This window comes from Streptomyces sp. NPDC045955 (assembly GCF_056430805.1).
In genome coordinates this window covers 221,203-240,414 of sequence record NZ_JBWKKY010000010.1, presented here as the reverse complement: position 1 = coordinate 240,414, position 19,212 = coordinate 221,203, and the positions used below count along the sequence as shown (strand labels likewise).

General features: G+C 71.6%; 15 protein-coding genes. 13 read left to right on the top strand and 2 right to left on the bottom strand.

Annotation, left to right across the window (positions count from 1 at the left end; all coding sequences use genetic code 11):
* Positions 1–25 precede the first annotated feature (25 nt).
* Entirely contained in the window at positions 26–1,276 is a 1,251-nt protein-coding gene (locus AC07F0_RS22535) for a PucR family transcriptional regulator (protein WP_478981279.1), read from the bottom strand.
* Between the two features lie 190 nt (positions 1,277–1,466).
* On the opposite strand from AC07F0_RS22535, the gene AC07F0_RS22530 reads away from it, so the two are divergent.
* From AC07F0_RS22530 to AC07F0_RS22515, 4 genes are all read left to right on the top strand, one after another.
* Positions 1,467–2,393: a proline dehydrogenase family protein gene (locus AC07F0_RS22530; protein ID WP_478981277.1), complete on the top strand. Its 927-nt coding sequence runs from the start codon at positions 1,467–1,469 to the stop codon at positions 2,391–2,393.
* Between the two features lie 88 nt (positions 2,394–2,481).
* The gene (gene pruA, locus AC07F0_RS22525) at positions 2,482–4,113 is read left to right on the top strand and encodes an L-glutamate gamma-semialdehyde dehydrogenase (RefSeq protein WP_436729761.1); all 1,632 of its coding nucleotides are present in this window, start codon (positions 2,482–2,484) and stop codon (positions 4,111–4,113) included.
* A 73-nt stretch (positions 4,114–4,186) separates the two neighbouring features.
* Positions 4,187–4,729, top strand: a complete 543-nt coding sequence (locus tag AC07F0_RS22520) for a GNAT family N-acetyltransferase (RefSeq protein ID WP_478981275.1) — start codon at positions 4,187–4,189, stop codon at positions 4,727–4,729.
* 247 nt (positions 4,730–4,976) lie between these two features.
* A complete protein-coding gene (locus AC07F0_RS22515; RefSeq protein ID WP_010048656.1) occupies positions 4,977–5,108 on the top strand; it encodes a hypothetical protein in 132 nt (43 codons plus the stop codon).
* Positions 5,109–5,153: 45 nt separating this feature from the next.
* Here AC07F0_RS22515 and AC07F0_RS22510 read toward each other — a convergent pair whose 3' ends face one another.
* Entirely contained in the window at positions 5,154–6,722 is a 1,569-nt protein-coding gene (locus tag AC07F0_RS22510) for a purple acid phosphatase family protein (RefSeq protein ID WP_478981273.1), read from the bottom strand.
* Between the two features lie 156 nt (positions 6,723–6,878).
* Here AC07F0_RS22510 and AC07F0_RS22505 point away from each other — a divergent pair, with 156 nt between their 5' ends.
* The 9 genes from AC07F0_RS22505 to AC07F0_RS22465 all read left to right on the top strand — a co-directional run bounded on the left by AC07F0_RS22505 (position 6,879) and on the right by AC07F0_RS22465 (position 18,635).
* Positions 6,879–7,922 carry a 3-isopropylmalate dehydrogenase gene (locus AC07F0_RS22505; protein WP_478981271.1) on the top strand — a complete coding sequence of 348 codons (1,044 nt, stop codon included), beginning with the start codon at positions 6,879–6,881 and terminating at the stop codon, positions 7,920–7,922.
* Between the two features lie 242 nt (positions 7,923–8,164).
* The gene (locus AC07F0_RS22500) at positions 8,165–9,253 is read left to right on the top strand and encodes a branched-chain amino acid aminotransferase (protein WP_478981269.1); all 1,089 of its coding nucleotides are present in this window, start codon (positions 8,165–8,167) and stop codon (positions 9,251–9,253) included.
* 508 nt (positions 9,254–9,761) lie between these two features.
* A complete protein-coding gene (gene ureA, locus AC07F0_RS22495) occupies positions 9,762–10,466 on the top strand; it encodes an urease subunit gamma (RefSeq protein WP_478981268.1) in 705 nt (234 codons plus the stop codon).
* Positions 10,463–12,172: an urease subunit alpha gene (locus tag AC07F0_RS22490; protein WP_478981266.1), complete on the top strand. Its 1,710-nt coding sequence runs from the start codon at positions 10,463–10,465 to the stop codon at positions 12,170–12,172. The genes ureA and AC07F0_RS22490 overlap by 4 nt, the downstream gene beginning before the upstream one ends.
* 6 nt (positions 12,173–12,178) lie before the next feature.
* Complete coding sequence (locus AC07F0_RS22485) at positions 12,179–13,255, top strand: agmatine deiminase family protein (protein ID WP_478981264.1); 1,077 nt, start codon at positions 12,179–12,181, stop codon at positions 13,253–13,255.
* A gap of 15 nt (positions 13,256–13,270) precedes the next feature.
* Positions 13,271–13,870 carry a TetR/AcrR family transcriptional regulator gene (locus AC07F0_RS22480; RefSeq protein WP_478981263.1) on the top strand — a complete coding sequence of 200 codons (600 nt, stop codon included), beginning with the start codon at positions 13,271–13,273 and terminating at the stop codon, positions 13,868–13,870.
* 125 nt (positions 13,871–13,995) lie between these two features.
* Complete coding sequence (locus AC07F0_RS22475; protein ID WP_478981262.1) at positions 13,996–15,243, top strand: TolB family protein; 1,248 nt, start codon at positions 13,996–13,998, stop codon at positions 15,241–15,243.
* 301 nt (positions 15,244–15,544) lie between these two features.
* The gene (cimA, locus tag AC07F0_RS22470) at positions 15,545–17,149 is read left to right on the top strand and encodes a citramalate synthase (protein ID WP_478981261.1); all 1,605 of its coding nucleotides are present in this window, start codon (positions 15,545–15,547) and stop codon (positions 17,147–17,149) included.
* Between the two features lie 142 nt (positions 17,150–17,291).
* Positions 17,292–18,635, top strand: a complete 1,344-nt coding sequence (locus AC07F0_RS22465; RefSeq protein ID WP_478981260.1) for a hypothetical protein — start codon at positions 17,292–17,294, stop codon at positions 18,633–18,635.
* The last annotated feature ends 577 nt before the right edge of the window (positions 18,636–19,212 follow it).

Below are 19,212 nucleotides of genomic sequence, written 5' to 3'. Positions count from 1 at the left end.
CAAACCTTCCGTTCGGGCGACGGACTCACCCGGACGGCCCGATGCCGTGACCCTGTGCGAGCCTGGCGCCCTTCAACGCCATGTGCAGGAGCAGGCGGTCCTCGCCGTCGTCCAGGTCCAGGTCGGCGAGCTTCTCGATCCGGGACAGGCGGTAGTACAGGGTCTGGCGGTGGATGCCGAGCTCGGCGGCGGCCCGGGCGGCCTGGCCCGCGCAGTCGAGGTAGACCTCGGCGGTACGGGCCAGCTCCCGGTGGACGGGGAAGAGCAGGGCGTGCACCGCTGGGTCGCGGGCCACCTCCGGCGGCAGCGCGGTGAGCAGCCGGAACGGCCCGATGGACGCCCACTCGGCGACGGGTCCCAGCCGGGGTTCGGCCAACGTGGCCCGCGCCGCCGCCGAGGCCTCCCACCAGGCGCTTCCCAGCTCGGCGAGACCGGAGCGGGGAGTTGCGAGCCCCGCGGCGACGGATCCGGCCCCGGCACCCGCCCCGCGCGAGGCGCCACCGGCCGGACCGGTTCCCCCGCCCGCCCGCTCCAGCAGGCGGGTCGCCGCTGTCGTCGCCGGGGTCAGCACATCCGGCGAGCGGAGGCGGATCAGGGCGGCCACGCACTGGGACGACGCCCCCCACGGCAGGGTGCACAGGGCTGTCGCGCCCGGCATCGTGCGGACCGACGGCGCGTCGTCGGGGTCGGCCGTGGGCCAGGGGGCGACGCAGAGCACTGTGTGGAGACCGTCGGCGCGCGGGCCGAGGGCGGTGCGGAGTTCCGCGATGGCCATGTCGCGTTGCCAGTCGCGGTCGGCGGTGAGGACGGCCCGCAGCTCGCGGCTGAGGTCGGCACCGTGTTGGGCCTCGTCCGCGAGCAGCGCCCCGATCCGGGTCGTGACCTGCATGGCGGCGGACAGCTGGCGTTCGCTCGGGCCGGGATCGTCGTCCAGCAGCCAGACGTAGCCGTGGACCACGCCCCGGTGCCGGACGGGCAGGCAGATCCGGCCCCGGTACACCCCGGCCTCCGGCGTCGGCGGGATGCGGACCGGGCCGGTCGCACGCGTGATGCCGAAGCCCTCGAACCACGCCCGGACGGCCGCCGTCGAGCGGCGGGTGAGGATCGAGCGGGTGCGCACCGGGTCCAGGGCCGACGGATCGAGGTCGCCCTCACTGTCGTACGCGCCGAAGGCGATCAGCTCGAAGTCCCGGTTCTCCAGCGTCGCGGGCGCCCCGAGCAGCTCCGAGATCTCGTCGACCAGTTCCTCGTAGTCACCCCTGTGTTCCGACGTCATCCCCGCATTGTCCCGCACTCCGAGGCACCCTTCATACATCTGTCTGAGATCTGTGGCACGGATGCGTGACAGCTGTCGATGGCCGACGATCGGAGGGATCCTTAGGTTTCACGGTGGTTCTCCGTGCCGTACCCGAAGCGTCATCCGCCCGGGGTCCGGCCTTCCGTTGGTTGTGCTCTGGAGGTGCCCCGTGCTGGGTCCCGTGATTCTCGCCGCGTCGCGCAGCGACCGGATGCGACGCCTGGTTTCGGCGGCCCCGGTGACCAAGCAGGTCGTCGACCGCTTCATCGCGGGCGAGGGCGTCGACGACGTCGTGCCGGTCATCCGGGAGCTCACCGGGCAGGGTCTGGAGCTGACGATGGACGTCGTCGGCGAGGACATCACCAACCCCACCCAGGCCGCCGCCGCGCGGGACGCCTACCTGGAGCTGATCGACCGCCTGAAGCCGCTGGAGCTCGGCACCCGCGCCGAGATGTCCGTGAAGCTGTCGATGTTCGGGCAGGCCCTGGACGGCGGCCACGAACTGGCCCTCGCCAACGTCCGCCCGGTCGTCGAGGCCGCCGCCGAGATCGGCACCACGGTCACCCTGGACGCCGAGGACCACACCACCCTCGACTCGATGTTCGCCATCCACGAGGAGCTGCGGAAGGACTTCCCGCAGACCGGCTGCGTCATCCAGGCGTACCTCTTCCGCACCGAGGCAGACGCCCGCCGCCTCGCCGCGAACGGCAGCCGGGTGCGCCTGGTCAAGGGCGCGTACAAGGAGCCGGGCTCGGTCGCGTATCTGGGCAAACACGAGATCGATCGGGCATACGTTCGGATCCTCGGGACGTTGATGCAAGGGGAGGGGTACCCGATGATCGGGTCCCACGACCCGCGCCTGATCGCCATCGGCCAGGAGCTCGCCCACCGCGCCGGGCGAAAGCTCGACGAGTACGAGTTCCAGATGCTCTACGGCATCCGCACCGAGGAGCACCTGCGGCTGGCCGCCGAGGGCCACCGGATGCGCGTGTACACCGCGTACGGCACCGACTGGTACGGCTACTTCATGCGCCGACTCGCGGAGAAGCCGGCCAACCTGCGCTTCTTCGCCCGCTCGATGCTGACGAAGGGCTGAGAGCCCGACAAGGGCTGAGGCCCACCAAGGACTGAGGCTCGTCAAGGGCTGAGACCGCATCACCGCTCAGTAAGGAGTTACGGAAAACATGGACGCTGTGACCCAGGTCCCCACCCCCGTCAACGAGCCGGTGCACGGCTATGCCCCCGGCTCGCCCGAGCGTGCCCGGCTGGAGGCCAGGCTGAAGGAGCTGGCCGACAACCCCGTCGACCTGCCCTGCACCATCGGCGGCGAGAAGCGGATGGGCGGCGGCGAGGCCTTCAAGGTCGTCCAGCCGCACAACCACCAGGCCGTGCTCGGCACGTACCGCAACGCCACGCAGGCGGACGCCCAGGACGCCATCGACGCGGCCCTGGCCGCCGCTCCCGCCTGGCGTGCGATGTCCTTCGACGACCGCGCGGCGATCATCCTGCGCGCCGCCGAGCTGCTCTCCGGCCCCTGGCGCGAGACGCTCGCCGCCTCCACCATGCTCGGCCAGTCCAAGACCGCCCAGCAGGCCGAGATCGACACGCCCTGCGAGCTGATCGACTTCTGGCGGTTCAACGTCTCCTACGCCCGCAAGCTCCTGGCCGAGCAGCCCCCGGCCAACTCCCCGGGCGTGTGGAACCGTCTGGACCACCGCCCGCTGGAGGGCTTCGTCTACGCGATCACGCCCTTCAACTTCACGGCGATCGCGGGCAACCTGCCGACGGCCCCGGCCCTGATGGGCAATGTCGTCGTCTGGAAGCCGTCCCCGACGCAGACCCACGCCGCGGTGCTGCTCATGCAGCTCCTGGAGGAGGCCGGCCTGCCCAAGGGCGTCATCAACCTCGTCACCGGTGACGGCATCGAGGTCTCCAAGGTCGCCCTGGAGCACCGCGACCTCGCCGGCATCCACTTCACCGGCTCGACCAAGACCTTCCAGTACCTGTGGAAGACGGTCGGCAACAACATCGAGAAGTACCGCACCTACCCGCGCCTGGTCGGCGAGACCGGCGGCAAGGACTTCCTCGTCGCCCACCCGTCCGCCGACCCGGCCATCCTGAAGACGGCGCTCACCCGCGGTGCCTTCGAGTACCAGGGCCAGAAGTGCAGCGCCACCTCCCGGGCGTACATCCCCGCCTCGATCTGGAACTCCGGTTTCAAGGAGGAGTGGGCCGCCGAGGTCGACGGCATCAAGATGGGCGACGTCACCGACCTGTCGAACTTCATCGGCGCCGTCATCGACGAGCGTGCCTTCGCCAAGAACAAGGCCGCCATCGACCGTGCCCAGGAGGACCCCTCCTGCACGATCGTCGCGGGCGGCACCTACGACGACTCCGAGGGCTGGTTCGTCCGCCCGACGGTCATCGAGTGCAGCGACCCGGAGAACGAGGTCTTCCGCACCGAGTACTTCGGCCCGGTCATCGCCGTCCACGTCTACGAGGACGACAAGTACGACGAGATGCTGACGCAGATGGAGTCCGTCTCCGACTACGCCCTGACCGGCTCGGTCATCGCCAACGACCGTGCGGCGGCGGCCTACACGGCGGACAAGCTCCGTTACGCGGCCGGCAACTTCTACATCAACGACAAGTCGACCGGCGCCGTCGTCGGCCAGCAGCCCTTCGGCGGCGGCCGTGCCTCCGGCACCAACGACAAGGCCGGCGCCCCGCAGAACCTGATGCGCTGGACCCTGACCCGCGCCATCAAGGAGACGCTGGTCCCGCCGACCGACTACACCTACCCGCACATGGGCTGAGCCCCGCGGCACCGACGGGCCGGGTCACGAAATGACCTGGCCCGTCGGCATGTCCGCCGGGGAGACTGGGCCGATGACCACCCGCGCGCGCACCGCCCACACCGCCGACCTCACCCCCGCCGAACTCGGCGCCGTACGGGCCCTGCTGGACGCCGCCTTCGACGGCGACTTCGGCGACGAGGACTGGGACCACGGCCTCGGCGGCATGCACGTCCTCGTGCACGACGGCTCCGGGCTCGCCGCGCACGGGGCGGTCGTGATGCGCCGGGTGCGCCACCGCGGCCGGTGGCTGCGCGCCGGGTACGTCGAGAACGTCGCCGTACGCGCCGACGCCCGCCGCTCCGGCCTCGGTGGGCAGGTCATGGCGGAGCTGGAACGCATCGTCGACCGCGCGTACGACCTGGGCGCCCTCTCCGCCAGTGACGACGGCGCCCGGCTCTACACCTCGCGCGGCTGGCGGCTGTGGCGCGGCCAGGTGCACGCCCTCAGCCCGCAGCGCGGCGTCGTCCGCCTACCGGAGGAAGAGGACAGCACCTACGTCCGGCCCGCCCTCGCCGGCCCGCTCGACCCCGCGCACGAACTGCTCTTCGACTGGCGCGACGGAGATGTGCTCTAGGAATCACCGCACGTCAGCGCGGTGTGACCGGGTCCACTGTCTCAGATAGTAGGAAGTCCGAGTAATTGTGGAGACAGACGCTCCGGACTCCCTTAGTTTTGTAGGAGCCGAACGTCTCGCTCGACCAAGCGAATGGCGGTCGTGAGCCGGGCCCCGTGCAGGCAACCCCTGTGGCACCGCTCCCCGCCCCATCCGGCGTCTCGTAACCCCCTTGTGCACTCCGTGCTGTCGAAGGAGTCGATTTCCCATGGCCGAGACGACCGTCCGCCGCCGAGTCCGTCACGTTTCCCGTACGAGCGAGTCCGACCGCAAGAACGCCGCCGCAGCGCTCCAGCGCGCCCTCGACCGCAGGGACAACGGCGGATCCACCGGCCACTGAGCCGCACAGGACCGGGAGCCGCCCGACGAGGTGCGGCGCCGGGCCTCACGCCCCGCGCCGCACCTCGAAATGGTCGATCCGCTCCCCGCTCGACGCCAGCGCCGACACCTTCAGCCTCGGCGCGGCGCCGCTGACCGCCTCCACCGAGAGGAACGAGAACCCGCGGTAGCGCACGCGCGACCACTGCACCGACTCCGCCTTCGTGTCCTGGGATTTGCTCCACCGGAACGTGGCGACCGACTCGCGGTCGGCGGTGTTCCCCTCGTAGCTCTCCTTCACGCCGTCCGGGAAGCCGTACAGCTCTTTGCCGCCGCCGCCCGCGGTGACGTACACGATCCCGTCCCGCCTGGGGTCCGTCGTCCCGCCGACCGGAACAGGCCTGCCCACCTCGCCGTTCTTGACGGCGTCGGTCCGCTCGTACACATGGTTGTGCCCGTTGATCACCAAGTCCACCTCGTGCTCGGCGAACAGCGGCAGCCACTCGGCGCGCACCCCGCCGTCGGAGGCGTGCGTCGACGTCGAGTACGCGCAGTGGTGGAAGAAGACGACGATGAAGTCGACGTCCTTCGAGGACCTCAGCTCGCCGAGCTTCCGGTCCAGCCACTTGGTCTGCCTGCCTTCCGTGTAGCCGAAGTTGGCCGGGATCTCGTAGGACACGTCGTTCGCGTCCAGCGCGACCACGCCGACGTTGCCGTACGTGAAGGCGTACACCCCCGGCGCCGTGCGCGCGTCGAAGCCGCTGTCCGGCAGGGAGAAACGGGCGAGTTGGCCGCCGTAGCCGTCCGGCGAGTACCAGGCCTCCATGTCGTGGTTGCCGGTCGTCACCATCCACGGCACCGACCTGGCCACCGGCTCGGTCTGCTTCAGGAACCGGTCCCACTGCCCGGCGTCGAAGACGTCCGACTCCCTGCCCTTGCCGGTCGGGTCGGCGTAGCAGATGTCGCCGGCGTGGAGATGGAACGCCGGGCTGCGGCGCAGCAGCAGACGGTCGTTGAGGGCTGCCTCCTCGCCGACGCCCTGGTCGCCGAACGCGGTGAACACGAACCGCTCGGGCGGGCTCGCGGGGGCCGTACGGAAGGACGTGACGGTCGACCGGTGCCGCGGGGACGCCGGGTCGAAGCCCTCGTGGCCGACGCCGTAGTAGTAGGTCGTGTCCGGGCGCAGGCCGTCCAGCGCCGCGTGCAGGTAGTACTGCTCGACGGCGGCCCGTACGCCCTTCAGCTCCGGGGTGTGCAGGTCGCGCAGCTCCGCCTCGATCTTGCGGCCGAGGTCGTCGGGGCGCAGGCCCACCCGGACGTACGGCTTGCGCACCGCCAGCGGCACCTGCCAGGAGATCCGCATCTGCGTCTTCGGGTCGGCGCCGAAGGCGAGGTGGCGGCCGAAGGGAGTGATGTGGGAGCCGGGCGCCTGCGAGGCGCTCGGCGACGGGCTCCTGGTCGCCGTACCGCCCGCCGGTCCGGAGCCGGAGCAGCCGGTCAGCAGACCGCCCGCGACCGCGCCCGCCGTCACCAGCGTGCGGCGCCGCGACAGCCGCGTGCGCAGGTACTCGTGCTGTTCCGCCATGCTCATCCGGCGGGCGAGTTCGGGCGGGATGCCGAAGTGGGGGATCTCCATGTCGGGTCAACTTCCCAGCGAAGGCCAACGTCCGCCCCACATACGGGTGAACGGAAACCGTCGGCCGAGTGCGGCCCCCCGGGCGGGTGACCGTATCACCTGTCCGCATCACGGACACCCTGTGTCATTCCATGGGACGAGGAGTAGGGTGCCCGCATGTCTCGCAGCATCAATCTCGCAGTGATTCCCGGTGACGGCATCGGCCAGGAAGTCGTGGCCGAAGGCCTGAAGGTCCTCTCCGCCGTCCTTCCGCAGGATGTGAAGCTGGAGACCAAGGAGTACGACTTCGGCGCCAAGCGCTATCACGCCACCGGTGAGACCCTCACCGACGCCGACCTCGACGCCCTGAAGAAGCACGACGCCATCCTGCTCGGCGCGATCGGCGACCCGAGCGTGCCGTCCGGCGTCCTGGAGCGCGGCTTCCTGCTGAAGCTCCGCTTCGCCTTCGACCACCACGTCAACCTGCGTCCCTCGAAGCTGCTGCCGGGTGTCGCCACCCCGCTGGCCGGTGAGCCGCAGATCGACTTCGTCGTGGTCCGCGAGGGCACCGAGGGCCCGTACACGGGCAACGGCGGCACGATCCGCAAGGGCACCGAGCACGAGGTCGCCACCGAGGTGTCCGTGAACACGGCCTTCGGTGTCGAGCGCGTGGTCCGCGACGCCTTCGCGCGTGCCCAGGCCCGCCCGCGCAAGAAGCTGGCGCTGATCCACAAGAACAACGTGCTGACCTTCGCGGGTCACCTGTGGACCAACATCTTCAACAAGGTGGCCGAGGAGTTCCCCGAGGTCACCACCGAGTACATGCACGTCGACGCGGCGACCATCTACCTGGTCACCCAGCCCGAGCGCTTCGACGTGATCGTCACCGACAACCTCTTCGGCGACATCATCACCGACCTCGCCGCGGCCGTCTCCGGCGGCATCGGCGTGGCGGCCTCCGGCAACATCAACCCGTCCGGAGAGTTCCCCTCGATGTTCGAGCCCGTGCACGGCTCGGCCCCGGACATCGCCGGCCAGGGCAAGGCCGACCCGACCGCCACGGTGCTGTCCGTCGCCCTGCTCCTGCGCCACCTCGGCTACGAGGCCGAGGCCGCCCGGATCGACGAGGCGGTCTCCGCCGACCTGTCGGAGCGCACCGGCAAGCCCGCCCGCTCCACCTCGGAGATCGGCGACGCGCTCGCCGTACGAGTAGCCGGCTGACCCGCCGCTGCTTGAACCAAGCCGCCGGGTCGCATCCGCACCCGGCGGCTTTCGCATGTTCCCGCCGGGTGTCACCATCGATCACCGGGCCGCATTCACCCCGTTCCGTCCTCCGTCGCCCCCGGGCGATAATCGAACGCGAGGCCGCGGAACGAGGGAATGCTCGGACGTCCTAGCACTGGTCACCATCAGAGCTGTACCGAGCGCGGCCCGTCACTACAACCGGTGAAGGACTTCAACCCATGACGACGCCCACGATCGAGCTCAAGCCCTCCGCCAACCCGCTCTCCGCCGCAGAACGGGAGGCGATCCTGGCCAACCCCGGGTTCGGCCGCCACTTCACCGACCACATGGTGACGATCAAGTGGACGGAGGGCCGCGGCTGGCACGACGGCCAGCTCGTGCCGTACGCGCCGATCTCCCTCGACCCCGCCACCACGGTCCTGCACTACGCGCAGGAGATCTTCGAGGGGCTGAAGGCCTACCGCCGCCCCGACGGCTCGGTCGCCACGTTCCGGCCGGAGAAGAACGCCGAGCGCTTCCAGAGCTCCGCGCGCCGGCTGGCGATGCCCGAGCTGCCGGTCGAGACGTTCATCGAGGCGTGCGACGCGCTGGTGAAGCAGGACAAGGCGTGGGTGCCGGCGCACGGCGGGGAGGAGTCCCTCTACCTGCGCCCGTTCATGATCGCGACCGAGGTCGGGCTGGGTGTGAAGCCGGCCAACGAGTACCTGTTCCTGGTCATCGCCTCCCCGGCCGGCGCGTACTTCCCGGGCGGCGTCAAGCCGGTCTCGATCTGGGTCTCCGAGGACCGCGTCCGTGCCGTCCCCGGCGGCATGGGCGACGCCAAGACCGGCGGCAACTACGCGGCGTCCCTGCTCGCGCAGGCCGAGGCCGCGGCCAAGGGCTGTGACCAGGTCTGCTACCTCGACGCGGTCGAGCACAAGTGGGTCGAGGAGCTCGGCGGCATGAACCTGTACTTCGTGTACGGCAACAAGATCGTCACGCCGTCCCTCACGGGCTCCATCCTGGAGGGCGTCACGCGGGACTCCCTGCTCGCCGTCGCCCGTGACCTCGGGTACGAGGCCGAGGAGGGCCGGGTCTCGGCCGACCAGTGGCAGCGGGACTCGGAGAACGGGTCGCTCACGGAGGTGTTCGCCTGCGGTACGGCCGCGGTGATCACGCCGGTCGGGACGGTGAAGCGGGCCGGGGCCGAGTGGCGGCAGAGCGGGGGCGAGCCGGGCGAGGTCACGCTCCGGCTCCGCCAGGCCCTGCTCGACATCCAGCGCGGTACGGCGGAGGACAAGCACGGCTGGATGCATCAGCTGGGCTGAGTGCCCGCGCCCACCGGGGGCTCCGCCCCAGCCCCCGGGCCCTGGCCTATGCCCACTCACCGCCCGAATCGGTCGGCCAAGAAGCCGAGCCCTGATCGGTCGGGCGGGAAACAGCGCCTGCCACCTCGGCCCCGGACTCCATCCGCATGGAACCCGGGGCCGACGCGGTACCAGTAGACGCCGCCCCGCGCACGGCGGTCGAACACCTGGAGGGCGTCCGCGAGACGCAGGCCGTGGCCGCAGGTGGGGGCCGCGCCGACCAGCGGGCCCGCGTGGTCGAGGCGGCCCGGGCCGCGTACGCCGTGAAGGTGCCGAAGAGTGCGGCACCAGCAGGCCAGCATCAGCCCCGGCCAGCCCGTAGACGATCCCGTACGACGCCCCGCCCTGCGGGCATACTTGTCTCCCTCGGTTTGAGCGACGTTCGATGTGATGGGCGTAACTGCTCGCAGTTAACCTTCCGTGAAAGGGGTTTCGTGTTTAGAGTGCTGCTCTAAATCGAGGGAGTGACATGCGGCTGACCCCGACCGAACGCGACCGGCTGCTGCTCTTCGGCGCCGCCGAGCTCGCCCGCGCCCGCAGGGCCAGAGGGCTGCGGCTCAACGTCCCCGAGGCGACCGCCCTCATCGCCGACACGGTGTGCGAGGCCGCCCGGGACGGCAAGCGGCTCGCGGAGGCCGTCGAGGCCGCCCGGGCCGTCCTCGGGCCGGACGACGTGCTGCCCGGAGTCGCCGACGTCGTCACCGAGGTGCATGTCGAGGCGGTCTTCGACGACGGCTCGCGGCTCGCCGTCGTCAGCGATCCGATCGGCGCCGGCCTCGGCGACCGGGCCCCGGGCGCGCTGCTCCCCGGGCCCGGGCACGCCGAGCCCGAGGCCGTCGTACGGCTGACGGTCTCCAACACCGCCACCGTGCCCGTCTCCGTCACCTCCCACTTCCACTTCTTCGAGGCCAACCCGCGGCTCGACTTCGCCCGCGAGCGGGCCTACGGCATGCGCCTGGCCGTGCCCGCCGGGTCCTCCGTGCGGTTCGGGCCGGGGGAGAGCGTCGAGGTGGGGCTGGTGCCGATCGGGGGCGAGCGGATCGCGATCGGGTTCGCCGGGCTCGTCGACGGGCCGCTGGACGCGCCGGGCGCGAAGGAGGAGGCCCTGCGGCGGGCCGCCGCCTGCGGATACCTCGGTGTAGCGGAAACTCCTGATCAGGAGGCCGAGCGATGAGCCGCCCAGGAGGCCACCCCGCCGAGGCCCGCCGCCTCACCCCGTACGAGTACGCCGCCACCCACGGCCCCCGCGCCGGTGACCGCATCCGCCTCGGCGACTCCGGCCTGGTCGTCCGTGTCGAGTCCGACGCCCAGCGGTACGGCGACGAGTTCCTCGCCGGGTTCGGCAAGACCGCCCGCGACGGGCTGCACCTCAAGGCCGCCGCCGTCCGGGAGACCTGTGACGTCGTCATCAGCAACGTCGTGGTGATCGACGCCGTGCAGGGCGTCCGGAAGGTGTCGATCGGCATCCGGGAGGGACGGATCTGCTCGATCGGGCGGGCCGGGAACCCCGACACCCTCGACGGGGTCGACGTCGTCGTGGGCACCGGGACCTCGATCGTGTCCGGTGAAGGCCTCGTCGCCACCGCCGGAGCCGTCGACACGCACGTCCACCTGCTGTCGCCGCGCGTCATGGAGGCCTCGCTCGCCTCCGGCGTGACCACGGTCATCGGCCAGGAGTTCGGGCCCGTGTGGGGCGTCGGTGTCAACTCGCCCTGGGCACTGCGGCACGCGTTCAACGCCTTCGACGCCTGGCCCGTCAACATCGGCTTCCTGGGGCGGGGTTCCTCCTCCCGTCCGGCGCCGCTGGTCGAGGCCCTCGCCGAGGGCGGCGCCTGCGGCTTCAAGGTGCACGAGGACATGGGCGCCCACACGCGTGCGCTGGACACCGCGCTGCGCGTCGCCGAGGAGCACGACGTCCAAGTGGCCCTGCACAGCGACGGGTTGAACGAGTGCCTGTCCGTGGAGGACACCCTGCGGGTACTGGAAGGCCGGACCATCCACGCCTTCCACATCGAGGGCTGCGGCGGCGGGCACGTCCCCAACGTGCTGAAGATGGCGGGCGTCCCGAACGTCATCGGCTCCTCCACCAACCCGACCCTGCCCTTCGGCCGGGACGCCGTCGCCGAGCACTACGGCATGATCGTCTCCGTCCACGACCTCAAGCCCGGCCTGCCCGGCGACGCCGCCATGGCCCGCGACCGCATCCGCGCCGGAACCATGGGCGCCGAGGACGTCCTGCACGACCTGGGCGCGATCGGCATCACCTCGTCGGACGCTCAGGGCATGGGGCGTGCGGGCGAGACCGTCCGCCGTACCTTCGCCATGGCCGGGAAGATGAAGGCCGAATTCGGCGCGCCCGACCACCACGACAACGAACGCGTCCTGCGCTACATGGCCAAGCTGACCATCAACCCGGCCATCGCACACGGGCTTTCGCACGAGGTCGGATCCATCGAAACCGGCAAGCTCGCCGACATCGTGCTGTGGCGGCCGGAGTACTTCGGGGCCAAGCCGCAGCTCGTGCTGAAGGCCGGCTTCCCGGCGTACGGCGTGACCGGCGACCCGAACGCGGCGACCGACACCTGCGAACCCCTGGTGCTGGGGCCGCAGTTCGGGGCGCACGGGGCGACGCCGGCCGACATCTCGGTGGCCTTCGTCGCGCGGGCCGCCCTGGACCAGGGGCGCGACACCATGCCCACCCGCCGCCGCAGGGTCGCCGTGCGCGGCACGCGCGGGATCGGCCCGGCCGAGCTGCGCCTCAACTCCCGTACCGGGGCCGTCGACGTCGACCAGCGCACCGGCCTCGTCACCCTCGACGGAGAGCCGCTGCGCTCCGAACCGGCCGAGTCCGTCTCCCTCAACCGTCTCTACTTCCTCTGAGGTTCCATGTCCGCAGCAGCCGACGGCTTCCGCATGCCCGCCGAGTGGGCCCCGCACGAGCGCACCTGGATGGCCTGGCCGGGCCCGAACCCCACCTTCGACGACCCGGAGGACCTGGCAGCGGCCCGGATCGCCTGGGCCTCGGTGGCCCGCGCGGTCCGCCGGTTCGAGCCGGTGACGGTGGTGTGCGGCCCCGGCCGGTCGGCGCAGGCCCGCACCCTGCTGGGCGAGGGGATCGAGACGGTCGAACGCGACCTCGACGACGCCTGGATGCGTGACATCGGCCCGACCTTCCTGACCGACGGGCGCGGCGGACTGGCCGCCGTCGACTGGACGTTCAACGGCTGGGGCGCCCAGAGCTGGGCCCGCTGGGAGCACGACGCGAAGATCGGCGCCCACGTCGCGGACCTCGCGGGGGCCCGGACGTACGCCTCGCGGCTCGTCAACGAGGGCGGGGCGATCCAGGTGGACGGCGAGGGGACGGTCCTGCTGACCGAGACCGTGCAGCTGGGCCCCGAGCGCAACCCCGGCTGGACGCGGGAGGAGGTCGAGGCCGAGATCCACTCCCTGCTCGGCACCCGCAAGGCGATCTGGCTCCCGCGCGGCCTGACCGGCGACTACCCTCCCCCAAGCTCTCGGCTGCGCTCGAGCGGGGGGTACCCCCACCACGGCTTCGGCACCCTCGGCCACGTCGACATCGTCGCGGCCTTCGCCCGCCCCGGCGTGGTCGTGGCCCATACGCAGCCCGACCCGGGGCACCCCGACCACGAGGTGACGAAGGAGATCATCGGCCTGCTGAGGTCGCAGACGGACGCGCGCGGCCGCCGCCTGGAGGTCGTCGAGGTGCCCGCTCCCACCGTCCTGGAGGCCGACGGCCACTGGGCCGACTACTCGTACATCAACCACTACCTCTGCAACGGCGGCGTGGTCCTGTGCGGTTTCGACGACCCGCGCGACGAACTCGCGGCCAGCATCTTCCGCCGCCTGTTGCCGGAGCGGACCGTGACACTGGTGGACGCCCGTACGATCTTTGCCGGCGGTGGAGGCATCCACTGCATCACCCAGCAGCAGCCGAGGATCTAGACCCGGGAGCAGCAGATGGCCGGTGGGCGCAGGCAGGCCCCGCCCCGCGAGGACGTGCTCGCCGCCGCCATGGAGATGATCGCCGAGCGCGGCCTGGAGCAGCTCACCATGGCGGCGCTCGGCCGCGAGGTCGGCATGAGCAGCGGTCACCTGCTCTACTACTTCGGCTCCAAGGACGAGCTGTTGCTTCGCACCCTGGAGTGGAGCGAGGGCCGGCTGGGCGCCGAGCGCGGACGGCTGCTGGCCCGCGCGGCCCCCGCCCGCGAACGCCTCGGCGCCTACGTCGACCTGTACGTCCCCGACGGCCACCGCGACCCGCACTGGACCCTGTGGCTGGAGGTCTGGAACCGCTCGCAGAACGCCGACGAGGAGGCCCGCGACCGGCAGGCCGCCATCGAGGGCGTCTGGCACCGCGACCTGGTGGCCCTGCTCGCCGAGGGCATCTCGCGGGGCGAGTTCCGCCGCGTCGACCCGGACCGGTACGCCGCCCGTCTGCGGGCGCTGCTGGACGGCTTCGCCATCCATGTGGCGATCGGCCTGCGCGGCACCGACCGGTCCCAAGTCCTGCGGCACGTACACGAGTTCCTCGCCGACAGCCTCCTCGCGGACGCCTGAACCCCTGCCCGGGTTGTACTTGATATGACGGATTGACCCTGTGGTCCGTGGTGCTGTTGGCTCTGGGGGAGCCCTCGGCGCGGGGCCGGGGGAGAAGCGTCAACGGGGAACACAGGGGGAAGCACATGACCAGCATCAGGAGGGCCACGTCCGGCGCGCTCGGCGTGGCCCTGGCCATCACGCTCGGCGGCATCGCCGCGCTGCCCGTGACCGCCGCCGAGGCGCTGCCGCGGACCGAGAAGGTGAGCGTCGCCCCGGACGGCACCGAGGGCGACGGCGCCTCCGGCGGGCCGAGCCTGAGCGCCGACGGCCGCCGCCTGGCCTTCGTCTCCAGCGCCGACAACCTCGTCGCCGGTGACACCGACGGCGCCGCCGACGCCTTCGTGCGCGACCTGAGGACCGGCACGACCCGGCTGGCCAGTACCGCGGCGGACATCGGCCCCGTCGACGACATCGCCCTCAGCGGCAACGGCCGCTACCTGGCGTTCGGCGCCACGGCCACCGGCGACGGCCGCAGCCACATCTGGGTCGAGGACCTGAAGACCGGCGGGCTTCAGCGCATCGAGGACACGGTCGACACGGGCTACGACTCCGGCCGGCAGCCCGCCCTCAGCGCCGACGGCCGCTACGTCGCCTTCATCGCCCAGCAGTCCGCACCAGGGGCGGGCGAGGACCGCTGGGCACGCGTCTACCGGGTCGACCGCACCAGCGGCGAGGCCGTCCGCGTCAGCCAGGTGCCCGCCGCCGGCGACCGGAAGACCGCCGCCGCCCGCCCCTCCATCAGCGCCGACGGCAAGCGCGTCGGCTACCAGTTCTTCGTCCCGCACCCGGCCGCGGGCGACTGGAGCGACGCCTACGTCCGTGACGTGCCGAGCGGCGAGCTGTTCCACGCCGACCGGGCGCCGGACGGTCTGAAGCCCGACGGGCAGACCGAGTTCCCGCGGATCAGCGCCGACGGCCGGTACGCGGTCTTCAACTCCCTCGACTCGCAGCTGACCCCGGGCGACACCAACGAGGGCCACAACGTCTTCGTCCGCGACCTGAAGACGGGCGGCCTGCGCCGGATCGACGCCGCCGACCCGGCCGCGTTCACCGCGTATCCGCAGCTCAGCGCCGACAACCGGTATCTGGCCTTCGTCTCGGCCGACCCGGGCGACACCCACCACACCACCCGCGCGTACGTCCGCGACCTGCGCACCGGGCGCACGGTCCTCGCCAGCCCGGACGCCGAGGGCGGGCCGAACGACCAGAGCGTGTCCGCCCCGGTCGTCGACCGGCACGGCCGCACGGTCGCCTTCAGCAGCTCCTCACCCGACCTCGTCCCGGACGACACGTACGACACCTCGCACGTCTACATCCGTCACATGAAGTGACCGACCGCATCCTGAGACAACCATGAGCCGGGCACGGGGGTTGTGCCAGACTGCCCCCGTGCTCTCGTTCGCCATGATTATTGGCAGCAGGCGCGCCGGTCCGCAGTGACCGCCACGTACGACCAGGTACGGGCGGACACCGTCGTCCTCGACCCGCGCGCAGACCTCTCGCACCCGCGAGGGGTTTTTCGCATTTCTGGCCCACCCGCAGTCAGGAGCGAGAGCGCGAGGGAGTATGTGGGGGCGGTGGAGCCGGTCATTCCGGTACGACCGAGATCCAATCCTCAGGAGCCTTGACACCATGACCGCTACCAGCGAGCTCGACGATTCCTTCCACGTCTTCGACACCACTCTGCGCGACGGTGCCCAGCGGGAGGGCATCAACCTCACCGTCGCGGACAAGCTGGCCATCGCGCGGCACCTGGACGACTTCGGCGTCGGCTTCATCGAGGGCGGCTGGCCGGGCGCGAACCCCCGGGACACCGAGTTCTTCGCCCGTGCCCGGCAGGAGATCGACTTCCGGCACGCGCAGCTGGTCGCGTTCGGGGCGACCCGCCGCGCGGGAGCGAAGGCGGCTGAGGACCCGCAGGTCAAGGCACTGCTGGAGTCGGGTGCCGAGGTGATCACGCTGGTCGCCAAGTCCCACGACCGGCACGTCGAGCTCGCCCTGCGCACCACCCTGGACGAGAACCTGGAGATGGTGCGCGACACGGTGTCCTTCCTGAAGGAGCAGGGCCGCCGGGTCTTCGTCGACTGCGAGCACTTCTTCGACGGCTACCGCGCGAACCCCGAGTACGCGAAGTCGGTCGTCCGTACCGCCTCGGAGGCCGGCGCGGACGTGGTGGTCCTGTGCGACACCAACGGCGGCATGCTCCCGGCGCAGATCCAGGCGGTCGTCGGCACCGTCCTGGCCGACACCGGCGCCCGGCTCGGCATCCACGCCCAGGACGACACGGGCTGCGCGGTGGCGAACACGCTGGCCGCCGTCGACGCGGGCGCGACGCACGTCCAGTGCACGGCCAACGGCTACGGCGAACGCGTCGGCAACGCCAACCTCTTCCCGGTCGTGGCGGCCCTGGAGCTGAAGTACGGCAAGCAGGTCCTGCCCGAGGGCCGGCTGCGCGAGATGACGCGCATCTCGCACGCGATCGCCGAGGTCGTGAACCTCACGCCCTCCACGCACCAGCCCTACGTGGGCCTCTCGGCCTTCGCGCACAAGGCCGGCCTGCATGCCTCGGCCATCAAGGTCGACCCGGACCTGTACCAGCACATCGACCCCGAGCAGGTCGGCAACACCATGCGGATGCTGGTCTCCGACATGGCCGGCCGCGCCTCCATCGAGCTCAAGGGCAAGGAACTCGGCATCGACCTCGGCGGCGACCGCGAGCTGGTCGGCCGGGTGGTCGAGCGGGTGAAGGAACGCGAACTCAGGGGCTACACGTACGAGGCGGCCGACGCGAGCTTCGAGATCCTCCTGCGCACCGAGGTCCAGGGCAGGCCGCTGCGCTACTTCGAGGTCGAATCCTGGCGTGCCATCGTCGAGGACCGGCCCGACGGCTCCCACGCCAACGAGGCCACGGTCAAGCTCTGGGCCAAGGGGGAGCGCATCGTCGCCACGGCCGAGGGCAACGGCCCGGTCAACGCGCTGGACCGGGCCCTGCGCGTGGGCCTGGAGAAGATCTACCCGCAGCTCGCCAAGCTGGAACTGGTGGACTACAAGGTCCGCATCCTGGAGGGCAAGCACGGCACCAACTCGACGACCCGCGTGCTGATCTCCACGTCCGACGGCACGGGCGAGTGGGCGACGGTGGGCGTGGCCGACAACGTCATCGCCGCGAGCTGGCAGGCCCTGGAGGACGCGTACACGTACGGGCTGCTGCGGGCGGGAGTGAGCCCGGCCGAGTAGCGGGACGTGACGGATACCTCCAGGCAGGCGGTGGTGACGGCGCCTTCCGCACCGTCACCGTCGCCGTCGTCGCCGGCGGCGTTCCGAAATCCGTACTGCGGCCGACATCCCTTTCTGTCCCGATTCGGGTAGCTTCGAACATATGAAGGCCGCACTGGTGCGTACCGTCGTACGTCTGCTGATCGTGCCGGTCGTCGCCGTACTGGCGGCGCTGATGGCCGGTGCGCCCGGTGCGCAGGCGGCCACCGACCTGTCGAAGGTCGCCGCGGAACTGCGCGAGAACCCGGTCTACGTCGATCCGGCCGCCCGCGGCCAGCTGGCCGCGTCGGACGTCGAGGCGCTCGCCGACAAGATCAAGGACGCGGACAAGCCCGTCTTCGTGGCGGTCCTCCCGGCCGGCTTCCCCACCGAGGACCTCTTCCGGAACCTCCGTACCGAGACCGGCGTCACCGGCCTGTACGGCATCCGCCTCGGAGACCGGTTCGACGCCCGTGCGGACAGCGCGGTGATGAGCAGCCAGGCGGTGTCCAACCTGGTCACGGCCGTACAGGGCACGGGAGACGCCAAGGCCCAGCTGAACGACTTCGTCGACGACGCCCTGCGCAACGTGCGCGGCTCGGCGCCCAGCAGCTGGAGCGACGGCTCGGGCAGTGACGTGCCGGTCGGCAGCCTGGTCACGGTCGGCGCACTGATCGCGGCTGGCGGCGCGGGCGCCTACGCGCTGGTCCGCCGCAACCGCCGCCGCCACGAGGAGGAGCAGCGGGCCGCGCTGGAGAAGCTGCGCGTGGTGGTCGACGAGGACATCACCGCCTTCGGCGAGGAACTCGACCGCCTCGACTTCCACCCCGGCGAACCCGGCGCCGACGACACGATGCGCGCCGACTACGAGCACGCCCTGGACGCCTACGAGCAGGCGAAGTCCCTGATGGCCGCCGCGACCAGACCGGAGGACGTGCGGGCCGTCACCCAGGCCGTGGAGGACGGCCGGTTCTCCCTGGCGCGACTCGCGGCCCGCCGCGAGGGCGCCCCGCTGCCGGAGCGCCGCCCGCCCTGCTTCTTCGACCCCCGCCACGGCCCCTCGGTCGCCGACACGAGCTGGACACCCCTGGGCGGCGCCACGCGCGACGTCCCCGTCTGCGCGGCCGACCGGACCCGGCTCGCCGAGGGCCGGGACCCGGTGATCCGCGAGGTCGACACCGAACTCGGCCGCCGCCCGTACTGGGAGGCCGGCCCCGCGTACGGCCCCTGGGCCGGCGGCTACTTCGGCGGCGGCCTCCTGCCCGGGCTCCTCGTCGGCACCATGCTCGGCAGCATGATGGCCGCCCCCGCCTACGCGTCCGACTACGGCTCCGGCTACGGCGACTTCGGCGGCGGCGACGTCTCCGGCGCGGACTTCGACTCGGGCGACTTCGGGGGCGGCTTCGGCGACGGGGGCTTCGGCGGCGGCGACTTCGGCGGGGGAGGGGACTTCGGGGGCGGCTTCTGACCGGACGGGCGACGGTCCCCGGACCCGAGTCCGTCCCGTGTCCTGTGCACGAGCAGACCGGGCACGGTGCGCCCAGCCCGGCCCTGGTCACCGCCTCCGCCCCACTCCGGCATCCGCGCCGGGTCAGGGTCCGGCATTCGCGCTGGGTCAGGTCCGGCTTTCGCGCTGGGTCAGGGTCCGGCATTCGCGCTGGGTCAGGTCCGGCATTCGCGCTGGGTCAGGGTCCGGCATTCGCGCTGGGTCAGGTCCGGCATTCGCGCTGGGTCAGCGTCCGGCATCCGCTCCGGGTCAGGGTCCGGCACCCGAGCCAAGGCCGACGCCCAACCGCTTTCCGGTCCAGGACCTGCTGCCCCTGTCGCTTGGCCCGGCTCTTTTGCTGCCCTCAGCCCTGGCGCCCGAGCCGGAGTTCAGCGCCTGGCCGCTTCCCGGTCCAGGTTGCCGTTGCCGTTGCCGTTGCCGCCAGGCCCGGTCGCGGTCGCCGTCCTCGGTCCTCGGCCGACGCCCCTCAGCCCCCGGCATCGAGCCGGCGTGCAGCACCTGGCCGCTTCCCGGTCACGGCGCCAGTGCCCGAACCGGC